A 21,744-nucleotide genomic window follows, 5' to 3' on the forward strand; every position below is an offset into this window, starting at 1 on the left:
GAATGGCTGGTGAAGCCTTTCGATGCTCCTATGTTGTGTTAAGTGTTGGCAGATACCTGGACCCCGCCCTAGCGGTCCAGACTTGAACCCCGAACTTCCCCCTCCCCATACGAAGTCCGGGGTTTTTTTTGCCCGGAATTTGACTTGCAGCTGGCGGATAACACTGTGGGAGCGGGCGTGCCCGCGAAAAATCCAGCGCGCTGTCTGGCCTGGGCTTCGCCCAGGTTCGCGGGCTCGCCCGCTCCCACAGGATCAGTGAACTGCCATCAAACAGCTGGCTTGTCTTCCAGTTCCATCCAGTCGGCCAGCACCCGGTAAGCCTCCTCCAGGCCCAGGCGCTTGGGCGCCGAGAACAGCTGGATGGTGGCCGTGTCGCCCCAGCCTTTGCGGATTTCCGACTGCACCTTGAGCAAGGTGTTCTTGCCTGCGCCGTGGGTGAGTTTGTCGGCTTTGGTCAGCAGGATATGCATCGGCATGCCGCTGGCTCTGGCCCAGTCGAGCATCATCTTGTCGAAGTCGGTCATCGGGTGACGCACATCCATCATCAAGATGATGCCCTTCAGGCAATCACGGCTGCCCAGATAGGCCTCCAGGTGCTTTTGCCAGTGCTGCTTGAGCGGAATCGGGACTTTTGCATATCCGTAGCCCGGCAGGTCGACCAAACGCCGTTCATCGTCCAGACTGAAGAAATTCAACAGCTGGGTGCGCCCTGGAGTCTTCGAGGTACGCGCCAGGCTGGCATGAGTCAGGGTATTGAGGGCGCTGGATTTGCCGGCGTTGGAACGGCCGGCGAAAGCCACCTCGTAACCCTGGTCGTCCGGGCATTGTTCGACCTTGGCAGCGCTGAGTGCGAATTTGGCTTTCTGGCAGAGGCCGAGGATGGGGTTCTTGACTTGCATGGGATATCCGATGTGGGTGTTGCCAAAGCCTAGGCCGGCAAGCGGTGTCGTTTCCGTTTGGATGGCGGAAGTATATAATGCCCCAGTTTTTGTGTGCTCATTCTCCCAGCGAAGGGGAATGGGCATGGGGTGTCGAACAATAGCTCGCGCATCAGAACGCAGCGCGTCCCCCAACCCTGTCAGGTCGTTTCGCTCGGCGAAATGGCTGCTAGCTGTCGGTATGTTCCTGCCGTTTTTCAGCGCACAGGCTACACAGGATCCCGAGGCGTTGTACAACCGCACGTGTGCGGCCTGTCACGCCGGGCAGTTGCCACAGGCACCCAGGAAGGGTGACCCGGCAGCTTGGGAGCCAAGGCTGGCGCAAGGCATGGAGCAACTGGTGGTGCATGTTACCCAGGGTTTCAAGGCTATGCCGCCGCGTGGATTGTGCATGGACTGCAGTGCCGAGGACTACCGTTTGGTCATCCTTTGGATGAGCGGCAGTCCCGATACATAACATTTCACCCTTAGCCGTGTTGGATTAGCTGATGAACAAACTAGTCGTGAGTCTGCTGTTGACCCTGGGTGTGGCAGGTGCGGCCACTGCTGCGGAACCCATCAAAGGCGATGCCGCCGCCGGCCAGGCCAAGACAGCCGTCTGTGGTGCCTGCCACAACCCTGACGGCAACAGCCTGGCGCCGAACTTCCCGAAACTGGCTGGCCAGGGCCAGCGCTATCTGGAAAAACAACTGCACGACATCAAGTCGGGCAAGCGTACCGTGCTGGAAATGACCGGCATGCTGGCCAACTTCAGTGACCAGGACCTGGCCGACATCGCTGCCTGGTTCTCCAGCCAGAAGGGCAGCGTCGGTGCCGCCGATCCCGCGCTGGTCGAACGTGGGCGCGCGCTGTTCAATGGCGGCAATCTTGAGAAAGGCATGCCTGCCTGTACCGGTTGCCACTCGCCGAACGGCGCAGGAATCGCCCTCGCCGGCTTCCCGCACCTGGGCGGCCAGCATTCGCAGTACGTGGCCAAGCAGCTCACCGACTTCCGTGAAGGCAACCGCACCAACGACGGCGACGCGATGACCATGCGCACCATCGCTGGCAAGCTGAGCAATCATGAGATCGAAGCCTTGGCCAGCTACATCCAGGGCCTGCATTAACATTCGGTTAATGCTGTAACGCTAAAGATGAAAGGGCGGCGCGGACCGCCCTTTTTTCTGTCCGCAGCCGTTACACTACAGAACTCGGGCCCTTCGCCACCGGTCACAGCACAGGTCGCGTCGAGGCGACCAATGAATGCTCAGGAGTAAAGCATGCGTAAACTGATTCTCAGCGCCGCGCTGGTCGCTGCCAGCGTCTTCGGTATGACTGCCGTCCAGGCCGCAGAGCCTGCCACTGCCGGCAAGGAATACATCGAGCTGAGCAACCCTGTTCCGGTATCCCAGCCAGGCAAGATCGAAGTGGTCGAGCTGTTCTGGTATGGCTGCCCTCACTGCTACCACTTCGAGCCAACCATCAACCCATGGGTCGAGAAGCTGCCCAAGGACGTCAACTTCAAGCGCGTACCTGCCATGTTCGGCGGCCCGTGGGACGCCCACGGCCAGATGTTCCTGACCCTCGAAGCCATGGGCGTCGAGCACAAGGTTCATGCAGCCGTCTTCGACGCCATCCAGAACCAGCGCAAGCGCCTGACCGACCCGAACGACATGGCCGACTTCCTCGCCACCCAAGGCGTGGACAAGGACAAGTTCCTCGCCACCTTCAACTCGTTCGCCATCAAGGGCCAGGTCAACCAGGCCAAGGAACTGGCGAAGAAGTACGAGATTACCGGCGTACCGAGCATGGTGGTCAACGGCAAGTACCGCTTCGACCTGGGTACCGCTGGCGGGCCGGAAGGCGTGCTGAATGTTGCTGACCAACTGATCGCCAAGGAGCGCGCCGCTAAGTAAGCGGCGAACCCCATGCGCCGCTTCAGGACCGCGCGTGGCATTGGCCTGCACCAGCCGCAGGTCAACGAGCATCACCTGCAGGCCCCGGGCCTGCCCGAGGATGGTCGCCTGCGGCTGCTCAGCTTCAACATCCAGGTCGGTATCAGCACCGAGCGCTACCGGCACTACCTGACCCGCAGCTGGCAGCACCTGCTGCCGCATACCGGGCGGGCCGGCAACCTGCAGAAAATCGGTCAGTTGCTCAGCGACTTCGACCTGGTGGCCCTGCAGGAAGCCGATGGCGGTAGCCTGCGCTCAGGCTACGTCAACCAGGTGGAGCATCTGGCCCAGCTAGGTTCCTTCCCTTACTGGTACCAGCAGCTCAACCGCAACCTCGGGCGTTTTGCCCAGCACAGCAATGGCGTGCTCAGCCGCCTCAAGCCGCAACGCCTCGAAGATCACCCGCTGCCCGGCCCGGCCGGTCGTGGTGCGATCCTGGTGCGTTTTGGCGAGGGTGAGGATGCGCTGATCGTGGTCATGATGCACCTGGCCCTGGGCGCCAAGACTCGCGCCCTGCAATTGGGCTACATCCGTGAGCTGATTGGCGGTTACCGCCACCAGGTGCTGATGGGGGACATGAATACCCACGCCACCGACCTGCTCGAGCATTCGCCCCTGCGCGATCTCGGCCTGATTGCACCCCAGGTCGAAGCCACTTTTCCCAGCTGGCGTCCGCAGCGCTGCCTGGACCACATACTGCTCAGTTCGAGCCTGACCCTGGAGCGGGTCGAGGTGCTGGCGCAGCCGATTTCCGATCACCTTCCCGTTGCGGTAGAGATCCGATTGCCTGATGCACTGACTGTGGATACGCTGCCGGTCTTGAGCTAGATCAGCAAAAGCGCGGCAAGCCCTCAAGTGTTTGCCGGGCGCGCCGACAGTGTGTAATTACACAGCCCACAGATGCATTACCCGTCGCGGATCCAGGCATGACCGAAGAAGCCGAGCGCTGGAAAGAAAAATACCTCAAAAGCATCGAAAAGCAGGAAAAGCTCGAACGCCGCTGGGAAGCGCGCCTCGACCTGCTGCGCCGTGGCCTGGTTCGCAGCACCCTGGCGGCCGAAGGCAGCGACAAGGTCGTCGACCAGTGCATGAAGGAGATGCGTGAGGTTATTCGCAGCGACAACATGGACGCCGGCCTTGCCGGGTTGATTCCGCGTCTGGAAAAGGCGGTGCTGGACTCCGAGCAGCGCCGTGAAACCCGCATGAATCAGGTCAGCGATGCCCTGAACGCGCTGGTTACTCAACTTCAGGGCTTGCCGTTGCCGGGTGAAGTTGCCCGGCCCTTGAAAAAGCTGGCGAAGAAACTCGATGGTGGGGTCGCCCAGTCACGCGAGTTACCGCCATTGCTGGGTGAACTCAGTGGCTTGCAAGGGCGTGCCCTCTCGTCGCTGAGCAAACCGGATGACGAGGCCCGGCCGGGCTTCCTGCAACGCCTGTTCGGCAACCGCGACCAGGAGCCTCAGCATGAGGCCGCTCAGCCTGCGCAACCAGCGCCTGCAATTGCCCCACCTGAAGCCCAACCACAGCCGGATGGGCCCGTGCTGGTGGACTTGCCGCCGCGTGATGCAGACGAGCTGCAACCTCTGACGGCTGCTGCGCCTGACCCAGCGCCTGAGGAAACTGCGCATGTTGCCCAGCCGCAAGTGCCTGCAGAGGCACACCGCGCTGAACAACCGCGGGTGGTCCAGCCTGAAGCTGAGCCGCAGGCCGCAGAGGCTCCCGAAATGCCGGAGCAGCCGGCGGACCCGGTGCCGGCGACACTTGAAGAAGTGTTCGCAGGAGACGGCCCCTACGCCCTTCCCGATGCGCTGGAGCCGCCGTACAGCCAGGTTGCCGCACACATCGAACAAACGCTGATCGGCCTGCTGGACGACCTCAGCCTGCCGGAGCGCCACAAGGCTCAGGCCCAGGAAATGCGCGAGCGGGTAGCACGCGGGCTGAACTGGTATGAATTGATCCCGGTTCTCGACGACCTGGCCGTGCTCATGTTGGCGATAACCGACAGCGGCCAGCACGAATTCGAGACTTACCTGCAGCAGCTCAACGAGCGCCTCGACAGCTTCCAGAGCCACCTGCACGAAGCCAGCGCCGGGCATGCCGACAACAGTTCTGCTGCGCGCGAGCTGGACAACCAGCTGCGCGAACAGGTCGGCGGCCTGCAAAGCAGCGTTCAGGGCGCGGTGGATGTGGACAGCCTCAAGCACATCCTGGAAAACCGCCTGGAGACATTGCTTGGCACCATGGACGAGCACCAGCACGAGCGCGATCGCCGCGAGCAGGAACTTGCCGGGCGCCTGCAGGGCCTGGCCGAGCGGGTCGCCAGCATGGAACAGGAAGCCCTTGGCTATCGCGAACACCTGGAAGAACAACGGCAGAAGGCATTGATCGACCCGCTGACAGGGCTCCCCAATCGGGCGGCCTGGAGCGAACAGGTCGAGCGCGAAATGCTCGACTGGCAGGAAAGTGGTGGTCACTTGGCCATGGCGATCCTAGATCTGGATCACTTCAAGCGTATCAATGACAGTTACGGCCACCTCGCCGGCGACAAGGTACTTAAGATCGTCGCCGATCAGTTGCGCAAACGCCTGCGCGTCCGCGATTTCATTGCCCGCTTCGGCGGTGAAGAGTTCGTGCTGTTGTTGCCGCAGACTTCCCCGGCAGCCGCAGCCCAGGTTGCCGAAACGCTGCGCGCGGCGATCGAGGCCTGCCCGTTCCATTTCAAGGGCGAACGCGTGGTCATCACCACATCCATCGGCTTGAGCGCTTTCCGTTCTGGCGAACGTGGCGACCAGGTGCTCAAGCGCGCCGACGCTGCGTTGTATCGGGCCAAGGATCAAGGACGTAATCGCGTGGAACAAAGCTGAACGGGTAGCCTGTGCGCGCTTACGTTATCCTATTGCGTTACTGCCCGATTAGCTTGGCTTCCCACATGAAAACATTGATTTGTGCGTTACTGATGCTGGTACTGGCCGGTTGCTCGACCGGCTTGCGCATCGACCGCAGCCACCCTTCCGCCAACCAGGACAACCGTATCCAGTTCGTTGTCCTGCACTACACCAACGCCTCGCTGGAGCGTTCGCTGGCATTGCTGACACATGGCGAAGTCAGCGCGCATTACCTGATCGGCGACGGCCCGGGGACGGTCTACCAGCTGGTCGACGAGAACCGTCGCGCCTGGCATGCCGGTGACAGCCAGTGGCAAGGGCGCACCTGGTTGAATTCAAGCTCCATCGGCATCGAGATCGTCAACCCCGGGTTCGACGATACTGCCAATGGCCGCGTCTGGTACCCCTACAGCGAGGCGCAGATCCAGTCGCTGATCGCTTTGCTCAAGGATATCGTCAAGCGCAACAACATCGAGCCGCGGCACATCATCGGCCACAGCGACATTGCGCCATCGCGTAAGCTCGACCCTGGCCCGTTGTTCCCTTGGAAGCGCCTGGCGGATGCGGGCCTTGGCGTCTGGCCCGAGCCCAATGCCGTGGCCCGCCAGCAGGCGTACTTCAACGTCAATCCTCCAACCATCGGCTGGTACCAGCAGGAACTGGCGCGCTTCGGCTATGCCATCGAGCAGACCGGGCAGCTGGATGTCGCTACGCGGCATGTGATCGCCGCCTTCCAGATGCATTTCCGCCCGCAGCGTTTCGACGGCATGCCGGACGCTCAGACCGCTGCCATGCTTTCGGTACTGAATCGCATGCGCTAAGGCGAATCGTATTCGGGCGCCAAACGGCAGAGCCGATTCTCATTCCAGTTGCTATACCTTGTTAATCAACTGGATGCTGCCCATGTCTGCCCTGATTTCTGTGTTGCGCCAATTTTTTTACCGCCCCTGGATGCTGGCCTCCCTGGCAGCGTTGGCCAGCGCCGCCGTATTGCTGACCGCCAGCATCGGTATTGCGCTGCAGCAGATGAAGGAAAGCGAGAGCGCGCAGATGAACGCCCAGGGCGAGCGCTTTCTTGACCGCCTGGAGCAGGTGTTCGGCCAACTGCGCGAGGGCGTTGACGAACTGCAGGCGCAGTCGCTGCGCGGCTGTAGCCCGGCGATGGTTTCGGTGTTGCAGCAAGTAGGTCTGGGTTCGCGCTTCATTTATGAAGCCGCTTATGTGGATGCCAATGTCGCTTGCTCAAACCGGGGCGGGGCCAGGGCCTTCGTGCCAACGCGTGCGCCGGATATCCAGGGGCCGACCTACAGCTACTGGCTCAACACCACCACTGAGCCCAACGAAAACCTCGCTGCCTTGATGCTGGCGCGGGGTAATTTCCTGGTTTCCACCTCGCGTGGGCACCTGACCGACGTGGTTGACCTGCCACCGGGCGGCAGCCTGCTGGTGGTGCTGGATAACGGCACCCGTGCAATCCCGGTGCTGGGCCCGCCCCAGGCGTGGCCGCCCACCAGTGGCTGGCCACCCCCCAGCCAGAAGTCTTTGTTCGAACTGCGCGATCGGCTGGTCTATCGCATGCCGACCAAGTCGCCGGACTACCAGCTGGTGCTGATCGCGCCGCGGGCCAGCCTGCCTTTACGCATGAACGGCATGCTCTGGCTGCTGTTCCCTGGCAGTGTGCTGGCGGCCTGCTGTATCGGCTGGCTGGTGCTGCAGTTGATTCTGCAGCGGCGTTCGATGAGTTCCGAACTGCAGAATGCCCTGCGCCGGGGCGAGTTGCAGGTGCTCTATCAACCCATCATCGAGCTCGACAGCCGTCGCTGTGTCGGTGCCGAGGCCCTGGTGCGCTGGCGCCGCCCGGACGGCTCGCTGACCAGCCCGGATTTGTTCATTCCGCTGGCGGAAAACACCGGGCAGATACGGCAGATCACCGATTTCGTGCTGCAGCGTGTGCTGGAGCAGTTGGGCCAGTTGCTGCGTTCGCATCGCAATCTTTATATTTCGGTGAACCTGGCAGCCTGCGATGTGATGGTGCCTCGCATAGGCCGGGTGGCGGCGCGGCTGCTGGCGTTGCATCGCGTCGCGGCCAGCCAGATTGCCTTTGAAGTCACCGAGCGCGGGCTGATCGACGTGGTGGTGGCGCGTGATAACCTCCAGGCCCTGCGTGCGGTCGGGCATCAAGTGTTGATCGACGACTTTGGCACGGGTTATTGCAGCCTGGCCTACCTGCAGACCTTGCCGGTGGACTGCCTCAAGATCGACAAGGCGTTCATCGATGCCTTGGGGCACGATGCTGCCAGCAGCGGCGTGGCGCCGCACATCATTCGCATGGCCCATGACCTGCACCTGCGGGTGATTGCCGAGGGCATCGAATGCGAGGCGCAGGCCGTGCTGCTCAACAGCGAGGGGGTGAATTACGGGCAGGGCTGGTTGTTTGCCCATCCGCTCAATGCCCGGCAATTCGCCGAACTGGTGACCCGTGGCCGGCAACCAAGGCGGGCGCGGATCGATGATGAGCCTTGAGCGTGTGCCAGGTCAGACTGGCAAGGCCATATAGAACTGGGTGCCCTGCCCGGGCCGGGAAAACACACCCATGCGCCCGCCGTGCAGTTGCACGATCTCCTTGCACAGCGCCAGTCCCAACCCGGCGCCACCTTTCTTGCGCCCAACCTGTACGAACGGTTCGAAGATGCGCCCCTGCTGGCCATAGGCGATGCCCTCGCCATTGTCCTCGACGCTGATGATCATGCGCTCTGCGTGCCGCCGTGCATGCAGGCGGATGCGCCCACCGCTGGCGGTATGGCGGATGGCATTGTGCAGGAGGTTATCCAGCACCCGGTCGAGTTGCGCCACGTCTGCCTGGATGCGTGGCAGCGGTGGCTCCAGGGCTTTGATCAGCTCGATCTGCTTGGCGGCGGCCTGTTCACTGAAGCGTGCCTGCGCCCTGTCGAGCAGGTCGTCGATGGCGCATGGGGCAAGTTCGAGCTTCTGCAAGCCGCTCTGGTAGCGCGAGAAGTTGAGCAGGTCGTTGATCAACTGGGTCAGGCGCTGCATCTCTTCGCCAATGGTCTCCAGCAGATCGCTCTCGCGCGCCTCGGGCGGGAACTTCAAGCGCTCACGCAAAAGGCCGAATGCCATGTGCATGCCCGTGACCGGGGTGCGCAGTTCATGCGAGGCACGCAGCACGAACTCGCTGCGCACACGTTCGAAGGCGCGTTGCTCGGTGACATCGTGCAAGACCATCACTGCACCCAGGATCGGCCCTTGCGGATGGCTGACCGGGGTCAGGCTGTAGGTCAGCAGGCGTGATTCTTCATCGACCTCGATGCTCAGGTCCTCCGGTGGCCGATCCAGGCTGCCGCCGCGCAGGACCTGGCGCAGCTGTTGCTCCAGTTCCGGGCGCTGCAGGGCGTCGGCCAGGCCACTGCCGACCCGGCTGCTGTTCCAGCCCAGCTGCCGCTGAGCGACGGGGTTGAGGTGCTCCAGATGCCCCTGACGATCGATGATCAGCAAACCATCATCGATGCTGTCGAGCACGGCCTGCAGGCGCTGCTGGCCCGCCAACAGCTCATCGACATTGGTTGCCTGGTGCTTGCGCAAGGCGTCGGCCATCAGCCCGAAGCGGCGGGTCAGCTGGTTGAGTTCGACGGCCTGGGTGACCGGCAAGGTGATTTCGAAATCCCCTTGACCGAGCTGGTCGGCGGCCTTGGCCAGCGCCTCGATCGGCTGGCCGAAGCGTCGGGCGATGTTGTGCGCGGTGACGAAGCCTAGCACCAGCACCACCAGCCCCATCAGGCCAAGTATCCCGCAGACCAGCAAGGCGCCGTCACGGGTGCGCTCTTCGCTGCGGGTGATGTAGTCGAGGGCCTGCTTGTGCGAATCGATCAGGTCGGTACGCACCTGGTTGAATGCTGCGCCCAAGGGTTGATCCACGCCCATGCTGCGCGCCGGTGCCGGGCTGTCGCGGTAAGCCTGGAGGAAGGCCTGGTAGTTGCTGCTGGCCTTGCTGAAACCGGTGCGTTCACCCCCTTCGGCCAAGCCATGGTTGAGCAGCTCCTGGAAGGTGTCCTGCAGGGGGCGAAGGCTGTCCGGTGCGGTGTCCTCGTCCAGCAGCAGCATCAGTTGCTCGCCGAGGTTCTGCCGCAGCTTCAGGCCCACTTCCAGCACATGGGTGGTTTCGCGCACCGACTGTTGCTGCACCGTGGCCATCTGCAGCACGCTCACCAACCCTAGCAACAGGCCCAGCAACGCCACGGTCACCAAGGCCGAAATGCTGAGGAAGAGCCGCGTGCGCAGCTTCATTGGCAGCTTCACAGGTTGTACTGCTTGCGCTTGCGGTAGAGCGTGGAGGCGTCGATGCCAAGGGTCTTGGCGGCCTGGTCGAGGGTGTCGCTGGCGGCCAGCACGGCACCGATGTGCGCGCGTTCCAGCTCATCCAGGCTCATGGCCGCACCTACCCGGGGCGCATTGCCTGCCGGTTGTTCGCCCATCCCCAAGTGAATGACTTCCACCCGCTCCTGGGGACAGATGATGCTGGCGCGTTCGATCACATTGCGCAGTTCGCGGATGTTGCCCGGCCAGCGGTAGTTGAGCAGCGCGCTTCGCGCTTCGTCGCTGAAACCACGGGCCGGACGGGAGTATTCCTTGACGAAGCGGGCCAGGAAGCGGTCGGCCAGGGTCAGGACATCCTCGCTGCGTTCGCGCAGCGGCGGCAGGTGCAGGGTGATGACATTGAGGCGATAGAGCAGATCTTCGCGGAAGCGGTTCTCGCGCACCATGTCGTCAAGGTTGAGGTTGGTCGCCGCAAGGATGCGCACGTCGGCGCGGCGGGTGACCGGGTCGCCCACGCGCTCATATTCCTTGTCCTGGATGAAACGCAACAGCTTGGGCTGCAAGGTCAGGGGGAAATCACCGATTTCATCGAGGAACAGTGTGCCGCCATCCGCCTGGTTGACGCGACCCAGGGTGCTCTCGCTGGCACCGGTAAACGCACCACGGGTATGGCCGAACAGTTCGCTTTCCATCAGTTCGGCATTCAGCGATGGGCAGTTGATGGTCACGCAAGCCTTGCGTGCTCGCTTGCTCCAGCCGTGAATGGCGCGAGCCAGCTCGCCCTTGCCGGTGCCCGACTCGCCGAGAATGAGGATATTGGCATCGGTGGTGGCCACCTGGCGGGCGGTCTCCAGCACAGCCATCATTGCCGGGCTGTGCGAGTCGAGGCCGTCCTTGGGTTTGCGGACTTCGCCTTCGAGGGCCTCCAGGCGGGCCGAGAGTTGACGGACCTCCAGCTGCTTGGCGGTAGCCAGGCGCAACTGATCAGGGCTGCAGGGTTTGACCAGGTAATCGGCGGCGCCGGCCTGGATGGCATCGACTGCGGTGTCGATCGCTGAATGCGCGGTGACGATCACCACCCTCATCCAAGGTGCCTGAATACGCATCTGCGCCAGCACATCGAGGCCGTTGTCCTCGCCAAGGCGCAGGTCGAGGAAGCACAGGTCGAACACCTGGCGCTGCAGCAACGCATCAGCCTGTGCGGCGCTGTTGGCCGTGGCCACGCTGTAGCCTTCGTCTTCCAGGCAGTAGCGGAAGGTGCGCAGGATCGCGGACTCGTCATCCACCAGCAGAATGCGGCCTTGGTTGTCCTGGGCTGATTCCATTTACTGCGCTCCTTCGGATATATCTTCAATTAGTGTGGGAAAAATCGGGCAAGTTGCACGGTCAATTGTGAAGGAATCTGTCCTTTGCATGCTAGCCAATGGCCGAGTCTTACCGTGACGCCAGATATCCCGGTGATTTTCTTAGAGCAGCACGCTGGCACATTGGTTGCGATGATTTTCTGCTTTTGCCAACTAAAAGGAGGTCCAACCGTGTCCCCTAGCATCCGAATGGCCGTGCTGGCGGCCGCCATGCTGTCCATTTGCACACCTGCGTCGGCCGATCCTGTCCAGGACGCTCGCCTGGAGGGTTCGCTGCAAACCGCGTTGGCCCTCAACAGGGTGCTCAACCCGTTCCGCATCAAGGTCGAGGTCGATGGCCAGCTGGCCCGCCTTTCTGGCGAAGTCGAGAACAGCGTCGAGCGCGAGCTGGCCGAACATGTGGCCCTGGCCACACGGGGCATCGAGCAGGTCGACAACCAGTTGCGAGTCAACGCCGAACTGGTCGAGCGCCCGCTGGAGCTGCGTGCCTACGCCCAGCGGCTTGAAGATGTGACCTTGGCGGCGGTGATCCGGGCGCGCTTGCTGTGGAGCCGGATCACGGAAAAAGCGCCTATCGAAGTGCAAAGCAGCGATGGCGTGGTGACCCTGCGTGGCAAGGTCGACAGTGCCGAGGCCAAGGATCTGGCGGGCGTGGTGGCGCGTACCACTGACGGTGTGCACCTGGTCAACAACCTGGTAAGCCTTGATAGCGCGGCCATGGCCAAGGCAAGGGAGAACCCGGCAGGGGCTCAGAACGGGCCGCAGCCAAGCGACAGTTGGGTGGTCGACAAGATTCAGACCAGCTTGCGTTTCAGCCGCAATCTGGACGGTTTGAATATCAAGGTGGCCAGCGAGCAAGGCATGGTGCGGCTGACCGGTGAGGTGGTCAGCAGTGAGCAGAAGACCATTGCCGTGGAGATTGCCCGGCAGATCATCGGTGTGCGGGGTGTCGACGCCGATCTGCTCAAGGTGGCGACCAAGGTCGAGGGTTGAATCGTGCAATTCGCACGACCTCAGCAGGGTCATCGTGCAGGATACGTCCTAAGCGGGGTTTCCCATCTATTTTAAGTTATTGATTTTAAAGGATTTTATTTGATTGGGCGGACTGGCATGCAGGCTGCAATTACTTGTTCAGGTTTGAACAGAAAAATTACAGTAGGAGAAGCTGGCATGAACCGCCCATCCGTCAAACGCTCGCTGAATGCCGCACTCCCCGTGCGCCAGTTCCTGTTCCTTGGGATGGCATTGCTGCTGACCTTGGCCGCCGGCCTCTTCTATTACAGCTGGCAGACCGCGCGCCTGGCCGACCAGGTGGCAGCGCAAACCGCGCTGCTGACGCAGATTCAGGCAAGTCGCGCCAACACCTTGGTAAAAGCCGCCGAACCTGTCGGGCAGCGGCCTGCCGCCAACACCTCACCGGCCACCGTCGACAACATTGTGCCCCAGCAGCGCTGGGTGTTCTGAAACGCTGGCCACACCGTTTTCAAAAAAGAAAGGAGAAGCATCATGCTGAGTTGGGCTATCACTTTCCTCATCATCGCCATTGTCGCCGCAGTGCTTGGCTTCGGTGGTATCGCTGGCGCCGCTACGGGTATCGCGAAGATCCTGTTCATTGTCTTCCTGGTCCTGTTCGTCGCCTCCTTCTTCTTTGGACGTGGTCGAGGTTGAAGATGAGCAGGAAGCTATGCGCAGCCCTGGCTGTCGCCGCCCTGATGACAGGCGGTAGTACAGCCGTGCTGGCGGCCAATGATGGCCAGATCCGGGTCGAGCAGTTGCTCGGCTCGGACCCTGAATACCGGGAAACCTGGCAAGACACGATCAAGGGCGAGGAACGCCTGCCCGATTGGGTGATCAACCTGAGCGGCAGCGGCCAGGAGCAGATGTCTGCGGTGACCGAAGACGGGGACAAGTACCTGGTCGGGCCGTTGTGCGAGTCGCCGCAGAACTGCACCTACAAGCGCTTGATCGTAGCGTTCAGCTGGGACAAGGACGACGCCTACGGGATGCTTGTCGAGGTGCCCGAAGGCTTGCCTGGTGATAAGTCGCCGACCCGCCATGCGCAGTATCGTTGGCTGGGCAAGCCGGACGACGGCATGAAGGCCTTGTTGCAAGAGCAACTCAAGCGTGACCCGAACTGGTACTGACCAGCGGTCGCGCGCTGTCATGCAATAGAAGCGGAACCTTTTTATCTTTCCTGCTTCTATGATGCGCCGCCCCGAGGAGGGGCCGCGCATGACCAGGGGGCCGGGCTGTTCTGATTGTTGCAGGATCGGAGTGGCCTAGGGGTACAGGGAGTACCTCCAGCTTTGGGCCGGGTCAGGAAAAGGCAGAATCGGAAGCATCAGGTCGGGGGTGTCTGACAACATCGTAACCTGGCCTGGCTTCCGAGGCGCCATGCCCCGTTGTGCGGATTCCTTTCAGGTTGCTGGCTCCAGGACACATTTTGTGTTGACCGTACATCAACTTTTTTTCGTTCGCTGAAGGGCCGCGCAAGTGGCATTTCGGCCATTCGGATTGTCGAACAGGTCGTTTTCATCTCCCCTCATATCCCGCCAAAACTGCCTAAATATGGCGGTTCGGTCTTGTTCGGATTCCCGAACGTTATAAATCAATGACTTACGTGCGACGCATTTTGACTTGGTGGCATATGCTGTTTCGGCATGGGGTATGCGTTTCCGGCATTAGATTTCAGCCTGTCCCATCGCAATAGTTGCCGCCTTTTCGCTGGCCCGAGCGCCCTGTCGCTCGCTCGCGGTGTCCTTACACGAGGTCCCCGGACGGAAGCCCAAAGCTGCCCGTGACGTTGCCAACGGCTCTGTTACGCGCTTTTCCGGTCGGTACCCGTGACCACTAGAACAAAGGGTAAAGACATGAAGAAGGCAAAACTGAGCCTCGCCTGGCAGATCGTCATCGGTCTGCTCCTGGGTGTTGCAGTCGGCGCGCTGCTGAACCACTTCAGCGCGGAAAAGGCCTGGTGGATCAGCAACGTCCTCCAGCCCGCCGGTGACATCTTCATTCGCCTGATCAAGATGATCGTTGTCCCGATCGTGATTTCGTCGCTGATCGTGGGTATCGCCGGGGTTGGCGATGCGAAGAAACTGGGCAGCATCGGCCTGAAGACCATCCTCTACTTCGAGGTGGTGACCACCATCGCCATCGTTGTCGGCCTGGTATTGGCCAACCTGTTCCACCCGGGCGCCGGCATCGACATGAGCACCCTGGGTACCGTCGACATCTCCAAGTACCAGGCCACTGCAGCCGAGGTGCAGCATGAGCACGCGTTCATCGAGACCCTGCTCAACCTGATCCCGTCGAACATCTTCGCAGCGCTGATGCGTGGCGAAATGCTGCCGATCATCTTCTTCTCGGTGATGTTCGGCCTCGGCCTGTCGAGCCTGCAGGCCGACCTGCGTGAGCCGCTGGTGCGCACCTTCCAGGCTGTGTCGGAGACCATGTTCAAGGTCACCCACATGATCATGAACTACGCCCCGATCGGTGTGTTCGCCCTGATCGCCGTGACTGTTGCCAACTTTGGCTTCAGCTCGCTGCTGCCGTTGGCCAAGCTGGTACTGCTGGTGTACTTCGCCATCGCCTTCTTCGCCTTCATGGTGCTGGGCCTGGTAGCGCGCCTGTTCGGCTTCTCGGTGATCAAGATCATGCGCATCATGAAAGATGAACTGATCCTCGCCTATTCCACTTCCAGCTCCGAGACCGTGCTGCCGCGTGTGATCGAGAAAATGGAGAAGTACGGCGCGCCGAAGTCGATCTGCTCGTTCGTGGTGCCGACCGGCTACTCGTTCAACCTCGACGGTTCGACCCTGTATCAGAGCATCGCGGCCATCTTCATTGCCCAGCTGTACGGCATCGACCTGTCCTGGAGCCAGCAGCTGCTGCTGGTGCTGACGCTCATGGTCACCTCCAAAGGCATCGCCGGCGTGCCGGGCGTTTCCTTCGTGGTGCTGCTGGCAACACTCGGCAGCGTTGGTATCCCGTTGGAAGGCCTGGCCTTCATCGCCGGCGTCGACCGCATCATGGACATGGCACGTACCGCCCTGAACGTGATCGGCAACGCCCTGGCAGCGCTGGTAATTGCGCGCTGGGAAGGCATGTACGACGCCGCCAAGGGCGAGCAGTACTACGCCTCGCTGATGGCAGACAAGCAGGAAGCTGCCGTGGTTGGCGCAGCCGTCAAGCGCTGAGCCTGACCTGCTGAACCAGAAAGCCCCGACTTGTCGGGGCTTTTTGCTGTCTGTGGGTTTGTACAGGCTGGTTGCTAACCATTATGGGAGCGGGCGTGCCCGCGAACACCGGCGAAGCCGGTGCCATCCACCGCGGTGCCTGCTTCGCGGGGACGCCCGCTCCCACAAGGCTGTCCATCAGGCCTGAGGGCTCCAGCCAGGGGCGCCGATACGCTATCATTCGGGCATTTTTCAGGGGGAACACACGGATGCTCAACGGCCTTTGGCTCGGCTTTTTCCTGGTGGCGGCCGTCTCCGCCCTGGCCCAATGGCTGGTCGGTGGCAATGCCGGCATCTTCGCCGCGATGGTCGAGAGCATCTTCGCCATGGCCAAGCTGTCGGTGGAGGTCATGGTCCTGTTGTTCGGCACCCTGACCCTGTGGCTGGGCTTCCTCAAGATCGCTGAAAAGGCCGGCATCGTCGAATGGCTGGCGAAGGTGCTCGGGCCGCTGTTTGCCCGCTTGATGCCGGAAGTGCCGCCCGGCCACCCGGCCCTGGGCCTGATCACCATGAACTTCGCTGCCAACGGCCTGGGCCTGGACAACGCCGCCACGCCGATCGGCCTCAAGGCCATGCGCGCACTGCAGGAACTCAACCCCAGCAGTACGACGGCGAGCAACGCGCAGATTCTGTTCCTGGTACTCAACGCCTCGTCGCTGACCCTGCTGCCGGTGACCATCTTCATGTATCGCGCCCAGCAAGGCGCCACCGACCCTACCCTGGTGTTTCTGCCGATCCTGCTGGCCACCAGTGCCTCGACCCTGGTCGGCCTGCTGTCGGTGGCGGTGATGCAGCGCTTGCGCCTGTGGGATCCGGTGGTGCTCGCCTACCTGATCCCCGGTGCGCTGCTGCTGGGCGGCTTCATGGCTTTCCTGGGCACCCTGTCGGCGGCCGCGCTGGCCAGCCTGTCGTCGATCCTCGGCAACCTGACCTTGTTCGGCGTGATCATTCTGTTTCTGCTGATCGGCGCGCTGAAGCGGGTGCAGGTGTACGAAACCTTCGTCGAGGGCGCCAAGGAAGGTTTCGACGTGGCAAAGAGCCTGCTGCCTTACCTCGTGGCCATGCTGGTCGCGGTGGGCGTGCTGCGGGCATCGGGCGCACTCGAGCTGGCCCTGGATGGCATCCGCCAGGCTGTCAACTGGGCGGGCCTGGATACCCGCTTTGTCGAGGGCCTGCCCACGGCGCTGGTCAAGCCGTTTTCCGGTAGCGCGGCGCGGGCCATGCTGATCGAGACCATGCAGACCCACGGCGTCGACAGCTTCCCGGCCTTGGTGGCAGCGACGATTCAAGGCAGCACCGAAACCACGTTCTACGTGGTGGCAGTATATTTCGGCGCAGTCGGCATCCAGCGTGTGCGCCACGCCGTGGGTTGTGCCCTGCTGGCCGAGCTGGCCGGTGTGATTGCAGCCATCTGCGTCTGCTACTGGTTCTTTGCCTGAACCTGATGCTGAGCCTGGCTGCTTTGCGCTACGGTCCAGTTCACCACCAGCCTGGCCAGCTGATCGCTGGCTGCGCCAAAGCCGGCGACCACGGCTGACACCTGGGTATCCGCCAGCGGCTGGCGTACTTCGAAGCGTTTGCTGCTGAGGATACGCTGGCTGCGGCCTTGCACCAGGCGTGCGTCGTAGCGGATCACCACGTCCACCTTGCCCCCCGGCTGGTACTCGCTCTGGAACGCTTGCAGTTCGCCGCTCAGCTCGTAATCGGCCTGCAGGTTGCTGTCGTCGGCGCTCAGCCGCTGCACCCGGCCGTCGCGCTGGAAGCCATCGAGCAAGCGGTTGCGCACCAGCAACGGGACCGGGTCGCTCCAGCGGGCGCCCTTGTAGTTGCTGATCACATCGCCTTGGGGGATCACTGCGATGCGTGGCCCGGCCAGCACTTCGCTGGCCAGTGGCTTGTTCAGGCGCAGAGACCAGGCCACCGGGGTGCTGCTGTGGCTAGCCTGGTTGACCGGCAGGCGGTAGACATCCACCGGTTCGCTCTGCGGCAGGATCGAGCAGGCGCTGGCCAGGCTCAAGGCGGCTGTCAGGGCCAGCAGGCGCAGCGATGGGGTCATGGCTGGAACTCCTTGTTGTTGTCACGGCCCAGCAGGTAGCCGCTCGGGTCAGCTTCCAGGCGCCGGGAAATACCCTTGAGCGAATTGAGGGTTTCGCGCAGCTCGCGGATGGCCGGGGTCAGCTGGTTGAGCCCTTGCGCGCCGTCGTCGATGGACTGGCGATTGTCTTGCAGCAGGCTGTTGAGGGTCGCGGCGCTGTCGGCCAGCGACTGCATGGCCTGCTCGGCGCTGCCGATGGCTTGCTTGCCCTGGGTGCCGAGCAGGCCGTTGGCATTGCGCATCAGCGCCTGGGTTTCGGCCAGGGTGGCATTGGCCTGCTTGCCGACCTGGGCCAGCTGGGCGATTGCCTCGCTGATACCGCCGTTCTGGTTGGCGAAGGCACCGGTGGTCTGGTCGAGGTTGGCCAGGGTGTTGCTCAGGTGCTCGATGTTGCTGTCCGAGAACATCTGCGTGGCGTTGTGCAGCAGCATGTTGATGTTGGTCACCAGGTCACTGCTGTCATTGAGCAGGCGTGAGATCGGCGAAGGTGAGGCGACGATCACCGGCAGCTTGCCGTCCTTGCCCTTGAGTTCCGGGCTTTGCGGCGTGCCGCCGCTGAGCTGGATGAACGAGTTGCCGGTGACCCCGGCCAGGGTCAGCTTGGCCTGGGTGTCTTCCTTGACCGGGGTGTCACCGCTCAGGCGCACGCGGGCCAGCACCCGGCGTGGGTCTTTCGGGTCCAGGCGCAGGCTGGTGACATCGCCGACCTTGATACCGTTGTACTGCACCGGGCTGCCGCGGGACAGCCCGGAGACGGCTTCGTTGAAGATCACCTCGTAGTCCTTGAAGGCGTCGTCGACGCTGGACTTGGTCAGCCACAGGCCGAACAGCATGGCGCCAGCTACCACCAGCACCGTGACCAGGCCAATCAGGACGTGATGAGCTCGGGTTTCCATTGTTCAGTGCTCCTGCCTGGCGCTGGCGGCAGCGTGTTCCGCTGCGCGCCCGCGTGGGCCGTGAAAGTACTCGTGGATCCAGGGGTCGTTGGTCTGCTCGACTTCGGCCAGGGGGCCGGCGACCAGCACCTTCTTCTGTGACAACACGGCGATGCGATCGGTAATGGTGTAGAGGGTGTCGAGATCATGGGTGATCAGGAATACGCTCAGGCCCAAGGCATCGCGCAGGGTCAGGATCAACTGATCGAAGGCGGCAGCACCGATCGGGTCGAGGCCGGCGGTGGGCTCGTCGAGGAACAGGATGTCCGGGTCCAGCGCCAGCGCGCGCGCCAGGGCAGCGCGCTTGATCATGCCGCCAGAGAGCGACGCAGGGTATTTGTCGGCAGCGGAGATGGGCAGGCCAGCCAAGGCCAGCTTGACCCCGGCCAGGTGTTCGGCATCGGCGCGCGACAGGCCAGCGTGCTCGATCAGCGGCAGGGCGACGTTTTCGGTCACGGTCAACGACGAGAACAGCGCACCTTTCTGGAACAGCACACCGAAGCGGCGTTCGACCAGTGAACGCTGTTGCTCGCGCAACCCGGCCAGGTCTTCGCCGAATACCTTGATCTGCCCTTCGTCAGGGCGGCGCAGGCCGATGATGCTGCGCAGCAGCACCGACTTGCCGCTCCCCGACCCACCGACCACCGCGAGGATTTCGCCGCGGTACAGGTCGAGGTCGAGATCCTTGTGTACCACCTGGCTACCGAAGCGATTGCAGATGCCCCGTGCCTCGATCACCGCTTCCCGGCCACTCACCAGCCCATCTCCATGCAGAACAGCGCTGCCACCGCATCCAGCACGATGACCACGAAAATCGATTGCACCACGCTGGAAGTGGTGTGGGCACCGACCGATTCGGCGCTGCCGCTGACCTTGAAGCCCTCGAGGCAACCGATGGCGGCGATCAGGAAGGCGAAAATCGGCGCCTTGGCCAGGCCGACCAGGAAGTGCTGCACGCCGATGTCGGATTGCAGCAGCGACAGGAACATGGCCGGCGATATCCCCAATGACAGGGCACAGACCACCGCTCCCCCGACGATGCCGCAGATCATCGCGACGAAGGTCAGCAAGGGCAGCGAGATCAGCAGCGCCAGTACCCGCGGCACCACCAGCAGTTCGATGGGGTTAAGGCCCAGGGTGCGGATGGCATCGATCTCTTCATTGGCCTTCATCGAGCCGATCTGTGCGGTGAAGGCACTGGCGGTGCGCCCGGCCATGAGTATGGCGGTCAGCAGTACGGCGAATTCGCGAAGAAACGAGAAGGCCACCAAGTCGACGGTGAACACGGTTGCACCGAAGTCGGCCAGCACCGTAGCGCCAAGAAAGGCCACCACGGCGCCGACCAGAAAGGTCAGCAAGGCCACGATGGGGGCTGCATCCAGCCCGGTCTGCTCGATGTGCGCGATCACCGGGGTGACACGCCAGCGGTGTGGCTGCAGCAGGCGGCGCAGCAGGGTTTCGATGATCAGGCCGAGGAAGCCGAGCAGCTGCAGGGTGTCCTGCCACAGCGTGCCGACCGCGCAACCGATACGCTCCAGCAGCACCAGCACCACGTTGCGCTCGGGCTGCTTGACCGGGATACAGTAGTCCTGCACCGAGCAGTACACATTCTTGAGCAGGGCACGACTGGCTTCGGGCAGGCCGTGGGTGCACTGCGAGAGGCGCTCGGAGCCAAGCAGTTCGGCCAGCAGCGAGGCCCCGGCGGTGTCCAGGCGGCCCAGCTGGCTGAGGTCGGCGATGGTGTCGGCACCATACTGCGTGCGCAGGCGCTCGCTGTCGCGCTTGAGGTTGGCGTAGTGAGCCAAGGTCCAGTCACCGGCGATCCGCAGGCAGGCCGGTTGGCAACGGGTGTCCAGGGTGGCGCTGGGGGTGGTCATAGGCTCCATGCATCCGGCTGGGCTAGAGGCTGATCATAGCGCAGCGGGCATGGAGCGGTTTGTTGAAAATGTGCTGTCGTGCGCCCAGCGTCACGGCGCAGGCGCGTCGTCCACCACCTTGAAGCGCAGCACGCCGATCATCTGGCCGTCTTCGGTCAGCACTCGGACCTGCCACTTGCCCACCGGGTTGGGCGGGAAGTTCTGCTTGTGGGTCCAGGCACGGTAGCCTTCCTTGCGCCCGCCGTGGATATCCAGGGCAATGCGATCGACTTCCTGGCCGTCCTTCTGCCACACATGGTAGATGCGTTCGTCCAGGCCGCGCGGCGCGTTGATTGCGGTATAGGCGTACAGGCCATTGCTGCGGATGCGGCTGGCGGCCACCTCTTCCAGCGATTCGCCCGGTTGACGATTGAGTACTTCGGTGCTGACCGCCACGTCCGTCATCCACAGTGTTGCGGGCGGCACCCACGAACGCAGCAACCAGCCACTGCCGCCCACCGCCAGGGTCACCAGTACCAGTGCCACGCCGCGGCGCCAGGTATTGACCGGGAAGCTGCTGATCAGGCTTGGGAACGACAGCGCCATGGCGGCGATCAATGACAGCTTGAAACTCTGTGCAGTGGTCAGGTGAAGGATGATCGGTAGCGCGGTCAGCAGTGCGGCGAACAGGGTCAGGGTGTGCAGTGCAAGGAACAGCCAGCGCCGGGGTGCCAGCCACTTGTAGTAGAGCGGGTCGATGATCGAAATGAGCCCGGCGGCCCCAAGCAGGCCGGTAAACACCAACTGGCCGCTGTTCCAGGTGGTGGTGATGAAGAAGAACGGCAGAACGAAGAACAGGCTTTCCTGGTGAATCATCTGCGTTGCGTAGCGCAGCAACGGCTGCGGGATCTCGCGCTTGAAGGTGCGCGCGAACAGGCCGGTCAGGGTGTTTTCCAGCATCAACCAGACCCAGCTGACCAGCATGAGGATGGCGATCCAGCTGGCCAGGCTGGCCTGGCGATCGACAAGGATGAAGCTGCCGATACCGGAAAGGAAGCCACCGAGCGCGATGACGCCTGGGTAGCGTTTGAGCAGCTCGATGACGCGCTGGACGAAGTGGGGTATTGGGGGCATGGGTCTGCAACACGAATATGAAGTGGCTGTACC

General features: G+C 62.6%; 21 protein-coding genes. 13 read left to right on the forward strand and 8 right to left on the reverse strand.

The genetic code is table 11. The features are described from left to right. Positions 1–266 precede the first annotated feature (266 nt). A complete protein-coding gene (gene yihA, locus CQW31_RS20595) occupies positions 267–899 on the reverse strand; it encodes a ribosome biogenesis GTP-binding protein YihA/YsxC (RefSeq protein ID WP_054884364.1) in 633 nt (210 codons plus the stop codon). A gap of 220 nt (positions 900–1,119) precedes the next feature. Here yihA and CQW31_RS20600 point away from each other — a divergent pair, with 220 nt between their 5' ends. The 7 genes from CQW31_RS20600 (at position 1,120) to CQW31_RS20630 (ending at position 8,280) form a co-directional block, all read left to right on the forward strand. Continuing rightward, on the forward strand, positions 1,120–1,395 hold the full coding sequence (locus CQW31_RS20600) for a cytochrome c5 family protein (protein ID WP_054884363.1): 276 nt from the start codon (positions 1,120–1,122) through the stop codon (positions 1,393–1,395). 31 nt (positions 1,396–1,426) lie between these two features. Continuing rightward, the gene (locus tag CQW31_RS20605; protein ID WP_054884362.1) at positions 1,427–2,044 is read left to right on the forward strand and encodes a cytochrome c; all 618 of its coding nucleotides are present in this window, start codon (positions 1,427–1,429) and stop codon (positions 2,042–2,044) included. 153 nt (positions 2,045–2,197) lie between these two features. After that, a complete protein-coding gene (gene dsbA, locus CQW31_RS20610; protein WP_054884361.1) occupies positions 2,198–2,833 on the forward strand; it encodes a thiol:disulfide interchange protein DsbA in 636 nt (211 codons plus the stop codon). 12 nt (positions 2,834–2,845) lie between these two features. After that, positions 2,846–3,700, forward strand: coding sequence for an endonuclease/exonuclease/phosphatase family protein (locus CQW31_RS20615; protein WP_054884360.1), 855 nt, complete (start codon positions 2,846–2,848; stop codon positions 3,698–3,700). 98 nt (positions 3,701–3,798) lie between these two features. After that, positions 3,799–5,736, forward strand: coding sequence for a GGDEF domain-containing protein (locus CQW31_RS20620; RefSeq protein ID WP_099815271.1), 1,938 nt, complete (start codon positions 3,799–3,801; stop codon positions 5,734–5,736). Positions 5,737–5,801: 65 nt separating this feature from the next. Further along, entirely contained in the window at positions 5,802–6,578 is a 777-nt protein-coding gene (locus tag CQW31_RS20625; RefSeq protein WP_212632758.1) for an N-acetylmuramoyl-L-alanine amidase, read from the forward strand. Between the two features lie 82 nt (positions 6,579–6,660). Next, positions 6,661–8,280 carry an EAL domain-containing protein gene (locus CQW31_RS20630; protein ID WP_054884358.1) on the forward strand — a complete coding sequence of 540 codons (1,620 nt, stop codon included), beginning with the start codon at positions 6,661–6,663 and terminating at the stop codon, positions 8,278–8,280. A gap of 12 nt (positions 8,281–8,292) precedes the next feature. Here CQW31_RS20630 and CQW31_RS20635 read toward each other — a convergent pair whose 3' ends face one another. After that, on the reverse strand, positions 8,293–10,059 hold the full coding sequence (locus CQW31_RS20635; protein WP_249342227.1) for a KinB sensor domain-containing domain: 1,767 nt from the start codon (positions 10,057–10,059) through the stop codon (positions 8,293–8,295). 8 nt (positions 10,060–10,067) lie between these two features. Then, positions 10,068–11,414, reverse strand: a complete 1,347-nt coding sequence (algB, locus tag CQW31_RS20640; RefSeq protein WP_054884356.1) for a sigma-54-dependent response regulator transcription factor AlgB — start codon at positions 11,412–11,414, stop codon at positions 10,068–10,070. 228 nt (positions 11,415–11,642) lie between these two features. Here algB and CQW31_RS20645 point away from each other — a divergent pair, with 228 nt between their 5' ends. From CQW31_RS20645 to CQW31_RS20675, 6 genes are all read left to right on the forward strand, one after another. Beyond that, positions 11,643–12,446: a BON domain-containing protein gene (locus CQW31_RS20645; RefSeq protein ID WP_371858388.1), complete on the forward strand. Its 804-nt coding sequence runs from the start codon at positions 11,643–11,645 to the stop codon at positions 12,444–12,446. A gap of 177 nt (positions 12,447–12,623) precedes the next feature. Then, the gene (locus CQW31_RS20650; RefSeq protein ID WP_054884354.1) at positions 12,624–12,917 is read left to right on the forward strand and encodes a hypothetical protein; all 294 of its coding nucleotides are present in this window, start codon (positions 12,624–12,626) and stop codon (positions 12,915–12,917) included. A gap of 42 nt (positions 12,918–12,959) precedes the next feature. After that, the gene (locus CQW31_RS20655) at positions 12,960–13,121 is read left to right on the forward strand and encodes a DUF1328 domain-containing protein (protein WP_003252966.1); all 162 of its coding nucleotides are present in this window, start codon (positions 12,960–12,962) and stop codon (positions 13,119–13,121) included. 2 nt (positions 13,122–13,123) lie between these two features. Next, positions 13,124–13,597 (forward strand): inhibitor of vertebrate lysozyme family protein, encoded by a 474-nt coding sequence (locus CQW31_RS20660; protein WP_099815274.1) that lies wholly within the window; start codon positions 13,124–13,126, stop codon positions 13,595–13,597. A 726-nt stretch (positions 13,598–14,323) separates the two neighbouring features. Beyond that, complete coding sequence (gene gltP, locus CQW31_RS20665; protein ID WP_099815275.1) at positions 14,324–15,652, forward strand: glutamate/aspartate:proton symporter GltP; 1,329 nt, start codon at positions 14,324–14,326, stop codon at positions 15,650–15,652. A gap of 248 nt (positions 15,653–15,900) precedes the next feature. Continuing rightward, positions 15,901–17,130 carry a nucleoside recognition domain-containing protein gene (locus CQW31_RS20675; protein WP_054884351.1) on the forward strand — a complete coding sequence of 410 codons (1,230 nt, stop codon included), beginning with the start codon at positions 15,901–15,903 and terminating at the stop codon, positions 17,128–17,130. Here the strand turns inward: CQW31_RS20675 and CQW31_RS20680 are convergent. The 5 genes from CQW31_RS20680 to CQW31_RS20700 form a co-directional block, all read right to left on the reverse strand. Further along, positions 17,112–17,747, reverse strand: a complete 636-nt coding sequence (locus tag CQW31_RS20680) for an ABC-type transport auxiliary lipoprotein family protein (protein WP_054884350.1) — start codon at positions 17,745–17,747, stop codon at positions 17,112–17,114. The genes CQW31_RS20675 and CQW31_RS20680 overlap by 19 nt on opposite strands. After that, positions 17,744–18,682 carry an MlaD family protein gene (locus CQW31_RS20685; RefSeq protein ID WP_099815277.1) on the reverse strand — a complete coding sequence of 313 codons (939 nt, stop codon included), beginning with the start codon at positions 18,680–18,682 and terminating at the stop codon, positions 17,744–17,746. Before CQW31_RS20685 ends, CQW31_RS20680 begins: the two co-directional genes overlap by 4 nt. A gap of 3 nt (positions 18,683–18,685) precedes the next feature. After that, positions 18,686–19,477: an ABC transporter ATP-binding protein gene (locus tag CQW31_RS20690; protein WP_099815278.1), complete on the reverse strand. Its 792-nt coding sequence runs from the start codon at positions 19,475–19,477 to the stop codon at positions 18,686–18,688. Further along, positions 19,474–20,607 (reverse strand): ABC transporter permease, encoded by a 1,134-nt coding sequence (locus tag CQW31_RS20695; RefSeq protein WP_099815279.1) that lies wholly within the window; start codon positions 20,605–20,607, stop codon positions 19,474–19,476. The genes CQW31_RS20690 and CQW31_RS20695 overlap by 4 nt, the downstream gene beginning before the upstream one ends. An 81-nt stretch (positions 20,608–20,688) precedes the next feature. After that, entirely contained in the window at positions 20,689–21,711 is a 1,023-nt protein-coding gene (locus CQW31_RS20700; RefSeq protein ID WP_099815280.1) for a DUF5924 family protein, read from the reverse strand. Positions 21,712–21,744: the final 33 nt, after the last annotated feature.

Origin of the sequence: Pseudomonas sp. 382, assembly GCF_002759075.1 — a bacterium.
Taxonomy (GTDB): domain Bacteria; phylum Pseudomonadota; class Gammaproteobacteria; order Pseudomonadales; family Pseudomonadaceae; genus Aquipseudomonas; species Aquipseudomonas vlassakiae.